We start from the raw sequence: 17,744 nt of genomic DNA, 5'->3' as shown, positions 1-17,744 counted from the left end.
TCAGCGATGTCAGCTATTCGTCTGATTGGTATCGATTAGCGGACCGCGGAAGTGTCATCAGTCAGATTTGAGGGCCAATTAGCCTTTTAGTACAGTTCCGGTTTATTCATAGAATTTGACTCATGCTTTGCAAGCGAAACACAAGATTTGAATGTGTTGTTTTATAACAGCCTACAAAGCTAAGTGGCGTTTCGTTGTTGTGTTTTCATCAAGCAGATAAAAACAAAGTCCTGAGATTCTTATCGCTTTGGCGATAGGAACCTCAGGACTTTTTGTTAACAATTTGGGCAGTTCTGAGTTGCTTTTTGGATAGGATAAATCGGGTTTTAATATATTTGCCTTCTTTTTATGGGCATAGTCTTCCAGAAATATAAAAAAGCTTATCCAGCCGGTCGACGTGATGAGGAATAAGTTGCAATTTACTTTTAAGTATAGTGAAAAAACAAATGATAAAAGTAAATCGCTTGAATCGATTGAAAAATATGAGTTTTGAGTTGCGCTTTTGAGTTAGTGAAATTAGAATTTAACCATCCAATTTAATTATTCTATCCTCAGCGGCGGATGATATTTATGCGTGTCAACCAATAAGCGGAAATAACCACTTTCAGAACCGCAGTCATGTGGAAATTTTTAACGGTTTGATGATTGAATAACGACTGCGCCTTTTCTATTTTGTGTTCGATCGGGCTAGTGCATTGAATGGGCACTAGCCTTTTTTGAAAACAGATTTCTTACATGTAAGGAATCGTTTGTCTTAACGGCAACTTTTTCTCTGACGAATTGTCTACCTCTCTTCTCAAAAACAGATCAATAATTATTAAAAAGGCGGTGTCTAATGAAGCTGATAAGAAGCAGAGACGCAATCAAAATAATTGTCTCACAGATTTGTAGTGGTGTTGCCACATGGTGCATCACTTTAGGAATACAAATGATAATCATTTTTAAGTATAATGCGAATATTGCTGGCGTCTCAGTGTTATATGCAGCTGCTTTGGTACCCAGAATAGTGTTACCAAGTTTTATCGGATCTCTATTGGATAAGCTGGGTAATCGGATTTACTTTGTGAGAGGTGCACGTCTATTTGCAGGTTTCATCGCAACTGTTTGTTATTTTCAGAAAGATAGTGGGGCTTTATTGTTCATGGTCATTCTATTAAATTCAGCTTTATCCGTAGAAGAACCAGGAATGATAGGAATAATTAGAAATTTGCCACAGAAAGACCACACTCAAAATTTTAACCTCTTAGGGATTTATTATATGCTGGAGGATATTATCAAAATTCTTGGTCCAGCAATGGCTGCTGGAATATCATTTTTCTTAGGGATAACTAGACTATTCTCTTTGGCTGTTATTCTCTTTCTTCTTTCTTTTGTCCTTTTGAATGTACAGACTGGCAAGGACATTAACAATGTCAAAGGTGAAACGAGTAAAAAATCAATTAAACTGGAAGTCGTGAAGGAAATATTCAGAAATAAAGAATTAGGCTACGTTTTCGTTATCGTCTTTACCTTCTTATTTGCACTAAATGCCATTGACACAAGCTCAGGTATTTTGATTCGAACATTCACACACAAGTCATATGTACAGGCTGTTTTCGTTACATTAATGGGAGCTGGCGGTACATTGGGTGCCTTAAGTGTTCTTAAATTGGATAAAAAGTATAAGTTATTAAATATATGTTTGATCAGCATGTTCTGCTTTGGTATCTTAATTAGTCTTGTCGTATTTGTAAAAAGCTTAACCTCGTTGCTGTTAATAGTGACGTTAGCCGGTATCTTGTCACCTGGAATTATAATGGCGGCTGAGTTGAAAAAACAAAAATTAATTGATAAAGAAAAGGCTAGCCGTTTATCAGGAATTACTGTAACCGTTAATTCTATCGCACAATTAGCTGGGATAGCACTATCACCGCTAATTGCCACGAAAATTTCAGTTAATGGTATCTTTGTCTTTTGCGGATTGTTAATGATATTGGTCGCACTCTTAGGAATCGTAGGACATAGAAGGATGGTAAAGGATTAATATAAAGCTTCAATTCCTGTGACACTAGTGCTTAATAAAGTCTAAGAATTCTAGATATACACTAAAATAGCAGCCCAAGTATCTGGAATTCAGCTATCCCAAATTCGAGATTGTTTGCGATACTGGATTGTTATTATTGTGCTAAAGCGTTTTCGATTGTTTGTCGGACGGTGTTGCGTTTGTGATGTTGTTAAGAATCTTTCATCTTAGAACGATGACATGTCCAAAATTGAATTGCATTTTTAGCTATTACTCGCTGTAATGGTTGACCAACATAACCCACATCAGTTAATACAACTAGTCCGGAACAGTGTGCCAGTCGCTCTGGTGTAGCTGTTACATCAGATACGGGAGTTGGTGTGATTTCATAATTTAAGACAACCCAGGCGACTGATACTAACATTTGTGCTTTAAAGCCGTAACAGGGTATTTTCCTTGTGGCATTGTAACCAATATTGCCGTCGCCATCAAAACTTTTAGGCCAGACGTTACGTACTTTTACACAAAACGGTATCGGAAAACTATTAATAATGCCAATCGAACTGTAATGGGTAGATTCGCGTAACACCACGCCGAATCGCATTAATAACCGGTAATGATTTGCTAGAGCGGCTATTAAAGTAATGACATGACGGGTCTTGATTCGGGCTCCCAAATGCTTGACCAATTTAGCATTGGTGAGTTGATATTCTTCTCGCGTCATTTTTGGTAGCAACTTTCATCAAAATTCTTCCGGGGATAAATTGGCATTTGTTAACTCAAATAGTGGCAAATCAGGGATATGCTGGACACACAACCTGATTTAACCACTATTCATAAATTCATTTTTCGCTGAGTTCAGGAGGTTTAAAGAAGTCGTAAATCGCTTTTTATGCTAAGCGGTCTTTTTTCCGCTTCTTAATGAGGGTGGATGCATACATGGCAATAACTGAAGCTATTCCAATGTACAGCAAGCTCAACATTGAAGATCCGGTGATTGATGCATCTGTAATATACATTTGATTAAGAATAAGATCATAGGCAAATCGAATTGGGGTAATATCATAAACGTAATTATGGTAGAAGGGACTCAGCATTTGCGGAATGAAAGTGATGACTGCCATGGAACCAATCCAGATAATAAGCAGTAACGGCCATCCTTTTAGTCCAAGTAAATCGAGTACAGCTGACTGCAGTAGATAGAAAACAAATGAGATACCACCAATCATCAGCAGGAATTGTTTTGGATCATGAATTGGCACAGAATAGCAAACTTTTGTGAAGAAGTATACTGATACAGCGATCGCAGTGACAATTGCGACACCCGAAATCAATTGACTTGTGACGCTGGTTAATGAGAGGCGGCCATCCGTACGTTTTTGCTCATTCTTACTATGGTCTCGCCAGTTCAGTAAACTAGCAATAAGACTACCGAGCCAACAGAAGATGGTTACTAAGAATGGCGCCATACCACTTATTTCCTTAGTTGAAACCTTATTGCGTTTGATAAGTGTTGTGTGAATTGGTGTTTGCAATTTAGACCAGTCCTGAGGAGAGAGTGTTAGTCCTGACTTATTTGCAACGGTGATATATTCGTTAGAAATCTTCTGGTTTAGGTGGTCAGTCATCTTTGGAAGTGCAGTAGTTAAAATATTTGCAACGGTCATATTACTGCCTTGACTGACGTATAAAGAGATTTTTGCTTGTTCGGGGGTCTTCTTGGTCAATGAATTTGCCAAGGCCCTTTGTTGTTGGAATGGAGCCGTTTCAGCAACCATTGGCGTTTTAACTACCAGGGCAGCGAGCTTCTGAGTGATGATTTTGCCCTTTAAATAGTCTGTTTGCTGATTGATAGCTTGAGTAAATCCCGAATGAATGACAACCGCCCCGTAGTATTTTCCGGATGCAAAGCCTTTAGTGAGTTCACTCGTGTGGGTGACATTGACCCATTTAATTTCAGCGTTTTTCTGATGACTCTCTTTCCGTAATTTCTTTACAATATTCTTAGCATCTTTACCGTTATCGTTTACGACTAGCGCTAATGGTAAATGACGAACCTTGACTGTGCTCCTAGCGCCAACTTGTGCGAAGGCAAATAATCCAATTAGTACAGCAGCGACTAACATGCTGATCCAGATACTTTTTCGCTTAAACACGTTGAACATTTTCACGACCCCCTTCTTTATGCTACGAGTAGTTTATATTAATTTTGAAATGAAAAACATGGCCAAATTAATATGATTTGTGTCATAAGGGGACAAATGGCAGCAATATGAGCCATAAGGTTACAGAATTGGCAAAACTGGTAATGGAGGAATCGATATGACGGATTTTAGGATGAAAAAGACTGACGATGTGATCACCAAATCATTTGTTGACCTAGTAATAGAGAATGGATTTGACAACGTTACGGTCAAGGACATCGCACTCAGATCGATGATTAGTCGTAAAACGTTCTATTTACATTATGAAGACAAATTTGCACTGACGGATGCCATATTACAAGACATTCTAACGTGGCTTGATGAGACATTGAAAAAGAAACGAGCACTCATAGATCAGGGAATTGTCTTAAGTCGCGCAATTAGTAAATTGGAACCTGAACTTAGACAATTACTACTGTGTTGGAACAGACCAATACATGCGATAATGACCATCCCACAAGCTAAGATGCAACTAATGGATGGCCTTAAGGATATTTTGGGTCAGCATTTACAGGCCGCTTTCAAGCATTCGGAGTCGGATTTGGAACTTAATGTCATTGGTGGCATGATGTTAGGGATGATCAGATATTACTTGCAGACAAATGAATTTCCATCAAGCAATGAACTTTACCAATTATCAGACACCCTTAATTTGATATTTAAAGCTTAGTATCAGTCAGCCACATCTCGATAAGTTGTGGCACGGCGCATGCTAGCTAGGGTTGGTAATGCATTATCTTGTGAGAAAATGCTTGCGGGTCTTGTTCAATCCGCTATACCATAGTATGGTAAGGATAGACAAGTTAACGGGAGTGACAATATGGATTGGGAAGACTATTTTCCAACGGCAATCGCTGAACGTGGGTACGATTATTATTCAAAGGGGTATGTGACTGATTTAAAGCAGACCGAAACACAAATTACGGCAACGGTTACGGGCACGCAGGACTATTGCGTGGTGATTGATCTCGCTAATGGTGACTTTCAGGATGGCACGTGTGAGTGTCCGTATGCCAATAGTCATCCGTACTGCAAGCACATGGCGGCCGTTTTGTACCAAGCGACGGCGGCAGACAAACCTGCCAGTCAACATCAAGTTTCTAAAGCACCAACTGATAACGACAATCATGAGCAGACTGCCACTAAGCTGGTTGAGCGGGCGACTGATCGGCAAGTCCGGGACTTTTTGAGTGTGGTGTTGGCCCATGACAATCATCTGCTCAAGATGTTCCGGACGGTCATAGGTGAGACTAATGTTGTGACAGATTTACCTAACTATCTCGCGAGTGTTGACGATTTATTTGATAGTAACGCGGATGCCGGTGGTTTTATCGATTATGGCGCGGCGACAGATTTCGGTGATGAGACCTTGACTTTCCTAAACGAAGAGGTGCAGCCGTTGGTCGATCAGGGCGAGTATGGTTTGGTATTTCAAATCTTGGCGCATCTGATGCTTAAAATCGACCACGTCGACATGGATGATTCCGATGGTGAGACAATGATGATCGTGAATGCTAGTGTCGACTTGTGGGAAGCCGTCTTGACAAAAGCCGACGCGGATGTGCAGCAGCAGGTGTTTGATTGGTTATGCAAACAATTAGCGAAACCGTTGAATATCATTGAAGATACGCTTGATGATTTATTATTCACATATTTCAAGACGCCGGCGTTTATTGACGCAAAGTTGGCGTATACCGCTAAACGGTTTCGTGCGGTACAAAAGCACCCGGATTCCTGGAACTATGACTGGCAGACTGAAAAATGGCTAAAGCACTATTTACAAATGATGACTGCGGCGCATATGCCTGATAAGCAAGTGATTGAATTTTGCAAGGCTAATTTGGCGACACCGCAAGTCCGCCTGTTTTATAGCCAGTTCTGTCTTCAACATCACGATGAAGCGCACGCGGTCCAATTGCTAAAAGATGGCAAAACCTTGGTCACGGACAATCGAAGGATGTTAGCGGAGTTTAGTCGCCAACTAAAGGATGCTTATCAGCAATTAGGTGAACAACAATTGTATCGTCAAGAATTATGGCAATTGTTGACTGAATATGCGCCAGCGGATGAGGCGCTATTTTCAGAGTTGAAGCAGAGTTACCCGACCAAGGATTGGCCAGCGGTTCGTGAGCAACTGTTGACGGCGATAGCGAAGAATTCCAATGTTGATTTGAAACCACTGTACGTGCAAGAAAAGCTATTGGACCGGCTATTAAAAGCGGTCGTGGCCGCGGACGGACTCTGGGATTTACAGACCTATGAGTCTTTATTGAAACCACATTTTTCAAATCAGCTATTAGCCAAATATGATCATGAAGTGCGGAAGATGGCTACGGCTACTAGAACTCGGCGGAAGTATCAACAATTAGTTCGCATATTGAAACGGATGCTCGATTACCCGGATGGCAAATCAATCGTGCAGACGATCGTCCATGATTGGCAGCAACAATATCCGCGACGTTCAGCAATGATGGATGAGCTCTCACGGCTAAAATTGTAATTGATCGTTAGTTGGCGCAGCAATCGCGCACAGATTTGAGCTGCACCGCTAAGCTTAGGATAGGTTCCTATCCAAAACTTAGCGGTGCTTTTTTTAGTGTCTGGACATGAGTGATAACTAGGCGGTGGAAGACCGTTGTGGGCCGTAGTAGTCGGAATCACGGGCTGAGAGCAGGCGCGTCCATTCTGAGACGGCGTCTGAAGGCACGCATCATCATCAGATTGATGTCGTCACTTGGAATCGCAATAGATGTCGTCGTATTTGTTAATTTTATTCTTATTAATCAAAAAAATAATGACGCTTAAAAGGCGCATAACACCGGGAAAAGACGAGTTTATCCCGCGAGTGAAGGGACTATCTGCACTTGCATAAATATTAAAGTATGATTAAAATGGGTCTTATTAAATAAATGGGGGCTTGCAGATGATTAGTAATAACCACCGTTTGGACCAACAGCTGATTGAACGTGAAGACCATTATATGGCGACGGCCGCACGCATCAATTATTATGACTTAGTGATCGACCACGCGCACGGTGCGCTGCTCACCGACGTTGACGGCAATCAATATATTGATTTATTGGCAAGTGCCTCGGCCATTAACGTCGGTCACACGCATCCGCGAGTGGTCAAAGCTATTCAGGACCAGGCCGCTAAGTTAATTCATTATACGCCGGCGTATTTTCACCACCAGCCGGAACAACAGTTAGCGGAACGGTTAGCCAAGTTGGCTCCGGGAACTGACAATGAAGTGATTTTCGGTAATTCCGGGTCGGATGCCAATGACGCCATTATCAAATTCGCCCGGGGCTACACCAAGCGTCAATACATAGTGGCCTATACGGATGCTTACCATGGCTCAACTTATGGCTCGATGTCTTTGTCGGGCGTCAGCCTCAACATGACGCGTCATATGGGGCCACTATTACCTGGAGTCGTGCACGTGCCATATCCAGATACTTACCGGCGACTGCCGCATGAGACGGATCATCAGTTAGCGCTGCGGTACTTTCATGCGTTCAAAGCACCGTTTGAATCGTATTTACCAGCTGATGAGACGGCCTGCGTCTTGATCGAACCGATTCAAGGTGATGGCGGGATTCGCCAAGCACCTGAGGAATACGTTCAACTTGTTTATGACTTTTGCCATCAACACGGCATTTTATTTGCCGTTGATGAAGTCAATCAGGGCATGGGACGAACGGGCAAAATGTGGAGTATTCAAAACTTTCCTGGTATTCGCCCGGACCTGATGTCTGTCGGTAAGTCGATTGCTTCAGGCATGCCACTGAGCGCCGTGATTGGGCGGCGGGAGATCATGGAAAGCCTCGGTGCACCAGCCCACGTCTTTACCACCGCGGCTAATCCGGTCTGTTGTGCGGCTGCGTTAGCGACGCTCGATGTGCTGGCTGATGAAGAATTGGTTGAACGGTCCGCACGTCTGGGTCGTTACGCGGAAAGCCAGTTTTTGGACTTACAAACGCGGCACCCCAGAATCGGTCAAGTGCGGATGTATGGGCTGAATGGTGGCATCGAGTTAGTCACTGATCAAGCTAGTCAACAGCCAGACCCAGAATTTGCGAGTGATGTCATTTACGCCGCGTTTGAGCGGGGTGTCGTCATGATTACGCTCAAAGGTAACATTTTACGGTTCCAACCACCGCTAGTCATCACGAAGGATCAGCTCGATACAGCGTTAGCGGCCATCGATGACGCGATGACTGCGGCGGAACAGGGACGCGTTCACCGGCCACAAGGGAAAATGGGCTGGTAACGGTTAATTTTAGGAGGAATTAGATGCAACGCTTATTCAAACGGTTAACACTAAAAGAAGACCCCAGTATTTATGAGGATAAGGATTCCCATTTGGCCCGGGTATTAACGGTCAAGGATTTCTTAGCCCTCGGGGTCGGGACGATTGTTTCAACGTCAATCTTCACTTTACCTGGCGTCGTGGCGGCGGAACATGCGGGCCCCGCGGTGGTCTTTTCATTTATCGTGGCGGCCATCGTTGCCGGACTAGTTGCTTTTGCCTACGCTGAAATGGCGGCAGCGATGCCGTTTGCTGGTTCAGCCTATTCCTGGATCAACGTCATGTTCGGTGAATTCTTCGGTTGGATCGCCGGTTGGGCGTTGTTAGCGGAATATTTCATTGCGCTGGCCTTCGTTGGTTCCGGGCTCTCTGCCAATTTGCGGGGACTCTTGACCCCACTAGGATTAAAGCTCCCGAATGCCTTATCGAACACCTTTGGCACGAACGGTGGGGTGGTCGATTTGATTGCCGTGCTGGTGATTGCATTGGTTTCACTGTTACTGTCTCGTGGTGTCAGCAAGGCGTCCCGCGTGGAAAACGTCCTCGTTGTCCTGAAAGTCCTAGCCGTGTTGACCTTCATCGTGGTTGGTGCGACGGCGATTCATTGGCAAAATTACGTCCCGTTTATTCCGAAGTACCATTTAAACGCGGATGGTAGTGCGTTTGGTGGCTGGCAAGGAATTTACGCCGGGGTCTCGATGATTTTCTTGGCCTACATTGGTTTTGATTCGATTGCGGCGAACTCAGCTGAAGCGAAGAATCCGGGCAAAACGATGCCTCGTGGGATCCTGGGCTCACTAGTCATTGCGGTGGTGCTGTTTGTGGCCGTTGCGTTGGTCTTAGTCGGTATGTTTAAGTATTCTTCTTATGCCAATAACGCGGAACCAGTTGGCTGGGCATTGCGGCACGCCGGCCATCCAATCGTGGCAAGTGTCATTCAGGCGATTGCCGTCTTAGGGATGTTCACCGCCTTGATTGGGATGACGTTAGCCGGTTCACGGTTGATTTATTCTTTCGGTCGCGATGGCATGTTGCCAAAGTGGTTGGGCAAATTAAAGCACAACCAACCGAACAACGCGCTACTCGTGTTGACGATCGTCGCGATTATCATTGGGGCCTTTTGTCCATTTGCGTTCTTAGCCCAATTGATTTCCGCGGGGACGCTGATTGCCTTCATGTTCGTTTCGTTAGGCATTTATGCACTCCGGCGACGTGAAGGGGTCGACATTCCTGAACCAGCCTTCAAAATGCCATTCTACCCAGTCTTACCAGCCGTGGCCTTCTTGGGTGCACTGTTCGTGTTCATGGGCCTCGATATTCAAGCTAAATTGTACGCGGGTATCTGGTTCATCCTGGGCCTGGTGATCTACTTCTGTTACGGCATGCGCCATTCATACCTCGCTGGCAAACAACGTCAAACGACGACTACTGCAAAGTCCAGTGCGCAAGTGGATAAGTCGGTCGTTGAGGAACAAGAAGATTAGTATTTGTGATTAGCAATAACTGAATGAAATCATAAAATCGGCGTTTCGAGTGTGTAGGCTCGAAACGCCGATTTTTTTGAATTACTTCGCATCGCAGTTGCAAAGCGGGTGATTTAATGATTGATACCATTCGTGACCAAGTCGTGTTTACAACTGGTAGTGGTGGGATTTGCCAGGCCCGGCCGGACGGTGGTAACCCATTCAGAAGACTGACAGCAACACCAACAATATTATGGCGTCGGTCGTGATCCATTGATCGGCACGACCTGTGCGGCATGGCTCAGCTACGGGCGATTTATTCGGCCAGTTCAAAGTAGTCGTTCAAATACCGAGCGACGCCATTTTGGTCGTTGTCATACGGTGTGATATCATCCGCGGTCGCCTTGATTTTGTCCGTCCCGTTGGCCATCGCAACCCCCAGACCTGCGTATTGGAGCATTTCTAAGTCGTTGTGCTCATCACCAAAGGCAATAATATTGCGCCGGGCGATTTGTAAGTGGTCTGCTAAGTAGGCGACCCCCTTGGCTTTATGAACACCCTTGGAGGTGATTTCTAAAATCGCATTCGGGCCACCCCAAACACCGACATCGACTTGGTCACCAAACCGGTCAGTGATCCAGTCAATAATTGCATCACGCCGGTCGAGTTGGACCAATAGCACCAATGAATTTGGATTGCGGGTCAGTGTGGCGGGTGTCAAACGGGGACTATCCGCAATTTCTGGGAAGAATTGACCGGCAATCAAGTCTTGACCGGCTGTCATCGTACTGGTTTTATTTTCAGCAATAATTTCATTGATGCCCAAGTGTTCACGATATTTGACCAATGCGAGCACGATGGCTTTATTAATGGTGAACTGATATTCTAACGGCCATTCTTGGTGAGGTAGGTGGCCAAGGGAGCCATTGAAATTAATCATTGGGCTCGTGAGATGGAGCTTATCGTAAATCGACTGAGAGCCTTGATATGAGCGACCAGTGATGATACTGACAACGTGGCCCGCTGCTTGCAAGCGCTGCATAGTGTGGATCGTCGCTGAATTGAGTTTGGATTCAGCATTGAGTGTGGTGCCATCTAAGTCTAACGCAATTAGTTTTCTTTCCATTTTGACAAACATCTCCCATATCTTCCGGTGGTTAATTAGTTTAATTTAGCATAAATATCGCTCGAATGCGAATCTTTGCCACCTTACAGGACTGGTGAAATGTGGTAATCTAGTTGAGGATGATTTATCGCGTAAGGAGGAGAATCTGTTGCAATTACCAGCAGCGTTTATTCAAAAATATCAAGACTTATTGGGTGACGAAGCCCTCGCTTTTTTAGCGGCTTTCGATGGGCCCGTGGAAAAGGGGTTTCGAGTCAACCCCAATAAGGCGACGACTGCCGCCATGCACGCCAAGATGGACGCACCGATTGCTTACAGCCCGATTGGATACTACGGCAAGGTCAACGGCAACGCGTTGGAACATTTAGCCGGGGCAGTCTATAGTCAAGAGCCGAGTGCCATGACAGTCGGTGAGTTCGCCAAACCAGAATTGGGTGAACGGGTGCTCGATCTATGTGCTGCACCAGGTGGCAAAACGACCCACTTACTCAGTTATTTACAACAAACTGGCTTATTAGTCACTAATGAGATCAATCCAAAACGGGTGACGGCACTGGGTGATAACGTTGAACGTTATGCCGCCCGTAATACCGTGATTACCAACGCAACACCTGCAGCACTCGCAAAGGAGCTCCCTGGATTTTTTGACCGCATTTTAGTCGACGCACCGTGTTCTGGTGAAGGGATGTTTCGTAAGGATCACGATGCCATCCAATATTGGACACCCGACTATCCAGCCGAATGTGCCACTCGGCAGCGTGAGATCTTGACTGAGGCGGTCAAGATGCTGAAGCCTGGTGGCCATTTGATTTATTCGACCTGTACGTTTGCGCCGGAAGAAGACGAGCAGATGATGGCCTGGCTGCTGGCGACCTACCCAGAATTCGAACTGGAAGCTCTGCCCAAGACCGCGGGCATTGCGGATGCGCGACCAGAGTGGGCTGATGGCAATCCAGAGTTAGCCAAGGCGGCCCGGTTATTCCCACACTTGATGCGTGGCGAAGGCCATTTTATCGCCAAGTTGCATTATCGCGGTACCGACACGGTCAAAGCCAAAAAAGTGGTTCGTGAACAGTTGAGTGCGCCGCAACGTCAATTGTGGCAAGCATTCGAACGCCAACAGGGTTTGACTAGTTTGTCAGGCTTAGTTTTGCAAGCGCATGGTGATCAACTTTACGGTGTGCCTGAATTAATGCCCGTTCTGCGGAAAGTTAAGGTCTTCCGTCCCGGAATTTTACTTGGGACCTTCAAGAAAAATCGCTTTGAACCGAGCTACGCCTTAGCGCTTGCTAGCGATGGGCTTGGGATGACGACCGTCTCCATCAGTAGGGACCAGTGGCAACAATATGTCCACGGTGAGACGTTTGATCTAGCCACTAGCGCGGAGACCGGTTTTCACGTGTTAGTGTGTGACGGCCTACCAGTTGGTTACGGCAAAATCGTTGGCAAGACAGTCAAGAACTTCTTCCCGAAAGGCTTACGATTCTTGGCAACGCCAGAGAATACTGAGTTATAAGTTGACCAGCAGCGTCTATTGTCGCCATGCAAGTCGAGTACTGGCGTGTTGTTGCGACAAGTCTGGTCAGACCGTGCTTGACGTGGCTTGAGCGGCGAGCCCCAGCTGGATCAGGTTTCATGGTAAACTGATAGATGCGCAATCGTGGCAATGATTACGCCATGGAGAACAACCGTAATATTGGAGGAGAAGCTATGTATTGCCCAAATTGTGGGAAAAAGAATGACTTGGACGCCTTGTTCTGCGAAAACTGCGGGGCACGTCTGATTTTGCCAACCTCGTCGAGTGCAGCGCCGCGTTCAGCGGCCAGCTCGGCAACAACTCGCGCAACCAGTGAGAACGCAGCATCCCGTGCGGACACCCATTCGGCGGCTGATGTTGATGATCACACGACTAGAGCGGCTCAGTCAGACTCATCAGCCGGGGTCGAAAACACGGTTGATGATACTGATGACACGGTGGCGCCCACCACGCGTTCAGCGCAACACGCCCAGCAAAGCCCACGACCACCGCATCGTGGCCTGCCAGCGCTCTTACTGGCCCTCATTGTCATTGTGCTGGTAGGTGGTGGCTACTACTGGTTCAGCCACAACAGTGCCAACACGGATTCGACTACCACGGCAACGTCGAGCTCGTCAACAGCGACGAAGTCCTCATCATCATCGTCGGCTGCCAGCACGCAATCATCGTCGAGTTCGACCACGAAAACTGCGGCTAAATGGTCGACGGCCAAAATGAGTGAATTGTCCTCGTTTATGGCGACGTGGCAGGATACCATGAATCAATCGTATGCAGGCACTTATGACGGTCAAAGCGTCTCGGTTGATGGGTTAGACTTGCCAACCGATATTCGTGACAATAATTATCAAGACAAAATCACCGTTAATGGTAATGCCGTGAAATTGACCTGGACGACTAAAGCGAATAAGGATGCCAACTATCAGGTCGTGGCCGCCGCAGCTTATCAGCATGGTACTCAGGTGATCATTTACTTGTACGTCTTCCATGATGGGTCACCAGATGTACTGGTTTCACAAGATACCAACACCACGTATAACTTTACGAGTTCTGCGAATACGGATTTACAAAATGGCTTTGCGAAGATTGCAAATGCTGATTAAAATATAGCGATGGATTGAAACGTGCGTTTGGGCTGTGGCTCGGGCGGACGTTTTTTTCGTCTGACCAAAAAAATCTTCATGCACACCGTGGCAACGGAATAACATGCAAAGGAAATGTTAATGCTGTGCAAACGTTTTACGCAATGACGTGCAAAAATGTTGATTTTTATATGACTTTTTTGTGAACTTTTTATGAATATCAGCCAGTTGTTAATTCAGATAAACACCCGCAATCACTGGATTTTATTAGCGTTATCCAGTCATGCACGCAACTAAAACGCTACCATGCAATTTTACGCAACCGCTTGCATTATTTTGAAAGCGGTTTTACAATACAAACATGGTATTAAGCAATCACATTATTTTTTGGGAGGCATTATTGTGAAAGAGACAGCTAAAACAACGGCCGGGCTTCCAAAACTTTCATCGAGTAAAATCTGGATGATGAGTCTGGGGTTCCTTGGCGTTCAAATGGCATTTACATTGCAAAGCTCACAAATGAGCCGAATTTTTCAAACGTTGGGTGCTGATCCAAACAACTTAGGGTGGTTCTTCATTTTACCGCCATTAGCTGGATTGATCGTTCAACCGATTATTGGGAGTTTATCTGATCGGACTTGGGCACCACGGTTAGGCGGACGGCGCTTACCGTATTTGATTTTAGGGACAGTGGTGGCAGCCATCGTGATGTTACTATTGCCTAACTCTGGTTCGTTTGGATTTGGTTACGCTTCCATGGCGGCCTTGTTATTCGGTGCGATCACTGTGGCTTTTCTGGATTTATCATCAAACGTGGCAATGCAACCGTTCAAAATGATGGTTGGTGACATGGTTAATGATGACCAAAAGAGTTACGCCTATGGGATTCAGAGTTTCTTACTGAATACCGGGGCAGTGATTGCCGCCATCTTCCCATTCTTACTGACATTATTTGGGGTTGCCAATACGGCAGCTAAGGGGATTATTCCAAATTCCGTCATCTGGTCATTCTACATTGGCGCGGCCATCTTAGTTGTTTCAACGATTGTCACGATTGCCCGCGTACGTGAATATGATCCAGTCACTTATGCCAAATATCACGGCATTGATGAAAGCGCTAATAAATCCGGTGGTAACTGGTTTGCCTTATTAAAGAAGGCGCCAAAAGTCTTCTGGTTAGTGGCCTTAGTACAATTCTTCTGCTGGATGGCGTTCCAATATCTCTGGACTTACTCAACGGGTGCCATGGCAGCCAACGTTTGGAACACGACCAATGCTAGTTCGGCGGGCTATCAAGCTGCAGGTAACTGGTACGGGATTTTATCCGCGGTTCAATCCGTTGCGGCCGTTGTATGGTCATACGTGCTAGCTAAAGTGCCTAACAAGCATCACAAGGCTGGCTACGCCATTAGTTTATTGCTTGGGGCCGTTGGGTTCTTATCAATCTTCTTCATCCACAGCCAATACGCCTTGATCGTTTCATTCGTATTAGTTGGGATGGCTTGGGCTTCGATGAACACTTATCCATTAACGATGGTGACGAACGCCTTATCTGGTGAACACATGGGGACCTACTTGGGACTATTCAATGGGTCAATTTGTTTACCACAAATCGTGGCATCACTCTTGAGCTTCGCACTTTACCCATTATTCGGTAATTCGCAAGCTAACATGTTTATCTTTGCCGCAATTATTTTAGCAATCGGTGCCGCTTCAGTCGGCATGATTAAAGAAACTTACAAAAATTAGGGGGACAAACAATCATGAAACGAATTTTTGACGTTAATCCTTGGCACGTACTGACGACAGACTTCAAGCCGGAAGACAAACGGCTCCAAGAATCAATGACTAGTTTAGGTAACGGCTACATGGGGATGCGGGGCTTCTTTGAAGAAGACTATTCCGGTGACACATTACCAGGTATCTATCTTGGTGGTGTCTGGTATCCAGATAAGACCCGGGTCGGCTGGTGGAAGAATGGCTACCCTGAATACTTTGGTAAGGTCATCAATGCCGTCAACTTCATCAAGATCAACTTCAAAATTAATGGTACCAAGATCGATTTGGCACAAGCTGATTTCAGCGATTTCAAACTCGACTTGGACATGCAGCACGGAACATTGACGCGGTCATTTATCGTTAACCAAGACGGCCAATCAGTCCGAGTCACCTTTGAACGCTTCCTGAGTGTCGCTCAAAAGGAACTCTCCGTTCAAAAGGTTACTTTTGAAAACTTGAGTGACCAATCGGTGAATATTAAAGTCGCTTCGGCATTAGACGCTGATGTCAAAAATGAGGACGCCAACTATGACGAACGCTTCTGGAATGTCCACCAAGTAACGGACAACCGCTTGATTGCCCAAACGACGCCTAATGACTTCGGTACGCCGCAATTCACATCAGGAATGCAAGTTAGTTATGTGACTGAATTAACACATAAAGCCGCTCAAGTGACGGATACCGCGACAATCGACCGGTACTACGGCGATTTAGATGCTGGCGCAAGTGTTAGTTTTGAAAAACGGGTCGTGGTCGTGACCTCACGTGATTATCCGACTGATGATGCCATCATGACCGCACTTGAACGCCTCACGAAGACGGTTGAGGCTCAGTCATTTGACGACTTACTCAGTGCACATGAGACGGTCTGGGCTGACCGGTGGCAACAATCTGATATTCAAATCGAAGGGGATACCGCCGCACAACAAGGCATGCGGTTCAACCTATTTGAATTGTTCAGCACATACTATGGCGACGATCCGCGTTTGAATATCGGACCAAAAGGATTCACCGGTGAAAAATACGGTGGTGCGACTTACTGGGATACGGAAGCCTTCGCAGTGCCCGTCTACTTAGGTATCACTAAGCCAGAAGTCACACGGAACCTGTTGATGTACCGTTACAAGCAATTGGATGGTGCCTATCATAATGCGCAACAACAAGGCTTGAAGGGCGCACTTTTCCCAATGGTGACCTTCAACGGGATCGAATGCCATAATGAATGGGAAATCACGTTTGAAGAAATCCATCGTAACGGCGATATTGCATTTGCGATTTACAATTACACGCGCTACACCGGCGATACGTCCTACGTCTTACATGAAGGTAGCAAAGTCTTGACCGAGATTTCACGTTTCTGGGCTGACCGGGTACACTTCAGTAAACGCAACCAGCAGTACATGATTCACGGCGTTACCGGTCCAGATGAATACGAGAACAACGTGGACAACAACTTTAACACCAATTATTTAGCACAGTGGACCTTAAAGTACACGCTTGAAATCTTGGACCAAGTGGACGCTGACCAAGCAGCGGCTTTGAACGTCACCCCTGAAGAACGCGCAAAGTGGCAAGATATTGTCGACCGGATGTACTTACCATATGACAAAGATCTGGACATCTTCGTTCAACATGATGGGTATTTGGATAAAGACCTCGAACCAGTCTCGGCCATTCCAGCTGACCAATTGCCAATCAACCAACACTGGTCATGGGATCACATTTTACGGTCACCATATATTAAGCAAGGCGACGTCCTACAAGTGATGTACGACTTCATTGACGATTTCTCAAGTGACCAATTGAAGCACAACTTTGATTTCTATGAACCAATGACGGTGCACGAATCCAGTCTCTCACCAGCCATTCACGCGGTGCTCGCAGCGGACTTGCACTATGAAGACAAGGCGGTTGAATTCTACAATCGGACCGCTCGTTTGGACTTGGATAACTATAACAACGATACGGTCGATGGCTTACACATCACTTCCATGACCGGTGGCTGGATCGCCATGGTGCAAGGATTTGCCGGCATGCGGGTGCATGATGGTCAATTAAGTTACCGCCCATTCTTGCCTAAGCAATGGACCAAGTATTCCTTCCGGCAAGTCTTCCGTGACCGCATCATCGAAGTCACGGTCGATCACGATGGGACGAGTCTGAAATTGATTGCGGGTGATCCAATCGACGTGCAAGTCAACGGGGAAACCCAAAGCTTGCAACAAGCCTAACTAACAACCAT

General features: G+C 45.7%; 12 protein-coding genes. 9 read left to right on the top strand and 3 right to left on the bottom strand.

The window, feature by feature from the left end; genetic code table 11:
• Window positions 1-835: 835 nt before the first annotated feature.
• Window positions 836-2,023 carry an MFS transporter gene (locus MZO40_RS02980; protein ID WP_105961790.1) on the top strand — a complete coding sequence of 396 codons (1,188 nt, stop codon included), beginning with the start codon at window positions 836-838 and terminating at the stop codon, window positions 2,021-2,023.
• 190 nt (window positions 2,024-2,213) lie between these two features.
• On the opposite strand, the gene MZO40_RS02975 is transcribed toward MZO40_RS02980, so the two are convergent.
• Together MZO40_RS02975 and MZO40_RS02970 are read right to left on the bottom strand one after the other, a co-directional pair.
• On the bottom strand, window positions 2,214-2,726 hold the full coding sequence (locus MZO40_RS02975) for a transposase (RefSeq protein WP_088769564.1): 513 nt from the start codon (window positions 2,724-2,726) through the stop codon (window positions 2,214-2,216).
• Between the two features lie 166 nt (window positions 2,727-2,892).
• On the bottom strand, window positions 2,893-4,167 hold the full coding sequence (locus MZO40_RS02970) for a YhgE/Pip domain-containing protein (RefSeq protein WP_105961788.1): 1,275 nt from the start codon (window positions 4,165-4,167) through the stop codon (window positions 2,893-2,895).
• Window positions 4,168-4,324: 157 nt separating this feature from the next.
• Between MZO40_RS02970 and MZO40_RS02965 the strand changes: the two genes are divergently transcribed.
• The 4 genes from MZO40_RS02965 (at window position 4,325) to MZO40_RS02950 (ending at window position 10,002) form a co-directional block, all read left to right on the top strand.
• Window positions 4,325-4,876 carry a TetR/AcrR family transcriptional regulator gene (locus MZO40_RS02965; protein ID WP_088769563.1) on the top strand — a complete coding sequence of 184 codons (552 nt, stop codon included), beginning with the start codon at window positions 4,325-4,327 and terminating at the stop codon, window positions 4,874-4,876.
• 150 nt (window positions 4,877-5,026) lie between these two features.
• Window positions 5,027-6,706: an SWIM zinc finger domain-containing protein gene (locus MZO40_RS02960; protein ID WP_105961787.1), complete on the top strand. Its 1,680-nt coding sequence runs from the start codon at window positions 5,027-5,029 to the stop codon at window positions 6,704-6,706.
• A gap of 423 nt (window positions 6,707-7,129) precedes the next feature.
• On the top strand, window positions 7,130-8,479 hold the full coding sequence (locus MZO40_RS02955) for an aspartate aminotransferase family protein (RefSeq protein WP_105961786.1): 1,350 nt from the start codon (window positions 7,130-7,132) through the stop codon (window positions 8,477-8,479).
• Window positions 8,480-8,502: 23 nt separating this feature from the next.
• The gene (locus MZO40_RS02950) at window positions 8,503-10,002 is read left to right on the top strand and encodes an APC family permease (protein ID WP_050338698.1); all 1,500 of its coding nucleotides are present in this window, start codon (window positions 8,503-8,505) and stop codon (window positions 10,000-10,002) included.
• Between the two features lie 295 nt (window positions 10,003-10,297).
• Here MZO40_RS02950 and MZO40_RS02945 read toward each other — a convergent pair whose 3' ends face one another.
• On the bottom strand, window positions 10,298-11,107 hold the full coding sequence (locus MZO40_RS02945) for a Cof-type HAD-IIB family hydrolase (RefSeq protein ID WP_252133093.1): 810 nt from the start codon (window positions 11,105-11,107) through the stop codon (window positions 10,298-10,300).
• A gap of 148 nt (window positions 11,108-11,255) precedes the next feature.
• Here MZO40_RS02945 and MZO40_RS02940 point away from each other — a divergent pair, with 148 nt between their 5' ends.
• From MZO40_RS02940 to MZO40_RS02925, 4 genes are all read left to right on the top strand, one after another.
• Window positions 11,256-12,623 carry an RsmB/NOP family class I SAM-dependent RNA methyltransferase gene (locus MZO40_RS02940; protein ID WP_105961784.1) on the top strand — a complete coding sequence of 456 codons (1,368 nt, stop codon included), beginning with the start codon at window positions 11,256-11,258 and terminating at the stop codon, window positions 12,621-12,623.
• 194 nt (window positions 12,624-12,817) lie between these two features.
• A complete protein-coding gene (locus MZO40_RS02935; RefSeq protein ID WP_105961783.1) occupies window positions 12,818-13,744 on the top strand; it encodes a zinc ribbon domain-containing protein in 927 nt (308 codons plus the stop codon).
• 381 nt (window positions 13,745-14,125) lie between these two features.
• Entirely contained in the window at window positions 14,126-15,472 is a 1,347-nt protein-coding gene (locus MZO40_RS02930; RefSeq protein WP_056953007.1) for an SLC45 family MFS transporter, read from the top strand.
• 14 nt (window positions 15,473-15,486) lie between these two features.
• Window positions 15,487-17,733 carry a glycoside hydrolase family 65 protein gene (locus MZO40_RS02925; protein ID WP_105961782.1) on the top strand — a complete coding sequence of 749 codons (2,247 nt, stop codon included), beginning with the start codon at window positions 15,487-15,489 and terminating at the stop codon, window positions 17,731-17,733.
• Window positions 17,734-17,744 lie beyond the last annotated feature (11 nt).

Origin of the sequence: Lactiplantibacillus sp. B652 (assembly GCF_023806745.1) — a bacterium.
GTDB lineage: Bacteria > Bacillota > Bacilli > Lactobacillales > Lactobacillaceae > Lactiplantibacillus > Lactiplantibacillus pentosus.
This window is presented reverse-complemented; position numbering and strand designations above follow the sequence as displayed.